Source organism: Actinotalea ferrariae CF5-4, from assembly GCF_000603945.1.
Lineage (GTDB): Bacteria > Actinomycetota > Actinomycetes > Actinomycetales > Cellulomonadaceae > Actinotalea > Actinotalea ferrariae.
On the sequence record NZ_AXCW01000402.1, the window covers coordinates 1 to 2,042 of the forward strand.

2 protein-coding genes are annotated in these 2,042 nt (G+C 74.0%); one reads left to right on the plus strand and one right to left on the minus strand.

Annotated features, from left to right (window positions below):
- The first annotated feature begins 168 nt into the window (after positions 1–168).
- Positions 169–1,815, plus strand: a complete 1,647-nt coding sequence (locus N866_RS18225; protein ID WP_034229395.1) for a DNA repair helicase XPB — start codon at positions 169–171, stop codon at positions 1,813–1,815.
- 60 nt (positions 1,816–1,875) lie between these two features.
- On the opposite strand, the gene N866_RS22815 is transcribed toward N866_RS18225, so the two are convergent.
- The coding region (locus tag N866_RS22815; RefSeq protein ID WP_425393979.1) for a DUF6671 family protein at positions 1,876–2,042 on the minus strand (167 nt) is incomplete at its 5' end.

Sequence of the window (2,042 nt, forward strand, 5' to 3'; positions counted from 1 at the left end):
ACGCGGAGCGCGAGACGGAGATGACGGTCGCCGTGCACCGCATCGCGTCGGTCACCCCCGTCTGAGGACGGGCCGGGCCGGCACCACGCCGTCGTCCGCGGCGGCGGGAACAGCCCTCCGCGCCACGGTGTTACCCAGACCCACCGACGCCCACCCCGAGGAGCCCGCGTGACCGACGGTCCGCTGATCGTGCAGAGCGACAAGACCCTGCTGCTGGAGGTCGACCACCCCGCCTCCGAGGCCTGCCGCCGCGCGATCGCCCCTTTCGCCGAGCTCGAGCGCGCCCCCGAGCACGTCCACACCTACCGGCTCACGCCGCTGGGCCTGTGGAACGCGCGCGCCGCGGGGCACGACGCCGAGCAGGTCGTCGCCGTGCTGCTCGAGCACTCCCGGTACCCGGTGCCGCACGCGCTGCTCGTCGACGTCGCCGAGACGATGTCCCGCTACGGCCGCCTCCAGCTCGTCTCCCACCCGACGCACGGGCTCGTGCTGCACGCCCTGGACCGTCCGGTGCTCGAGGAGGTGCTGCGGTCCCGCAAGACGGCGGGCCTGGTCGGCACGCGCCTGGACGACGACGACGTCGTGGTCCACGCCAGCGAGCGCGGTCGCCTCAAGCAGGTGCTGCTCAAGCTCGGCTGGCCGGTCGAGGACCTCGCCGGCTACGTCGACGGCGAGGCGCACCCGATCGACCTCGTCACGGACGGCTGGTCGCTGCGGCCCTACCAGGAGCAGGCCGTCGACAACTTCTTCCACGGCGGCTCCGGCGTCGTCGTCCTGCCCTGCGGGGCCGGCAAGACGCTGGTGGGCGCCGGGGCGATGGCCCGCTCGCGCACGACGACGCTCATCCTCGTCACCAACACCGTCTCCGCCCGCCAGTGGCGCGACGAGCTGCTGCGCCGCACGAGCCTGACCGAGGACGAGATCGGCGAGTACTCCGGCGCCCGCAAGGAGGTCCGCCCGGTCACCATCGCGACCTACCAGGTCCTGACGATGCGCCGGAAGGGCGTCTACCCCCACCTGGAGCTGCTGGACGCGCGCGACTGGGGCCTCATCCTCTACGACGAGGTCCACCTGCTGCCCGCCCCGATCTTCCGGATGACCGCCGACCTGCAGGCCCGCCGGCGCCTCGGCCTCACCGCGACGCTGGTGCGCGAGGACGGCCGCGAGGACGAGGTCTTCTCGCTCATCGGGCCCAAGCGGTTCGACGCGCCGTGGAAGGACATCGAGGCGCAGGGCTACATCGCGCCCGCCGACTGCGTGGAGGTCCGCCTCACGCTCCCCGACCGCGACCGGCTGCTGTACGCGACCGCCGAGCCCGAGGACAAGTACCGGCTCGCGGCGTCGGCGACGGGCAAGAACCGCGTGGTCGAGCAGCTCGTGGCCAAGCACGCCGAGGAACAGGTGCTGGTGATCGGGCAGTACCTCGACCAGCTCGAGCTGCTCGCGGACCACCTCGACGCGCCGCTCATCACGGGCGAGACCCCCGTCCGGGAGCGGCAGCGCCTCTTCGACGCGTTCCGCTCCGGGGAGGTGCGCCGGCTCGTCGTCAGCAAGGTCGCGAACTTCTCCGTCGACCTGCCCGAGGCGGCCGTCGCGATCCAGGTGAGCGGGTCCTTCGGGTCCCGCCAGGAGGAGGCGCAGCGGCTCGGGCGGATCATGCGCCCCAAGGCCGACGGTCGGACGGCGCACTTCTACGCCGTCGTCGCGCGCGACACCGTGGACCAGGACTTCGCCGCGCACCGCCAGCGCTTCCTGGCGGAGCAGGGCTACGCGTACCGGATCGTCGACGCGGAGGACCTCGTCACGGAGGCGTAGCCGGGACCGGCGGCACCTGGGGGCCGCCCGGGGCAGCGCGCACGGGACGGGGACGCACGCTCACGGGTTGCACAGGGGGCACCAGCGGGGGTCTGCCCGGTCCTCCCCGCGCGGCACGACCGCGCGGTGGGGGCACCGCGCGCAGCCCTGCACGTCCGCGCGGACGAGGTCCGTGCGGGCGCCGCAGTGCCCGCACGGCAGGCCGCGCTCGGCGTCGACCCGACCCC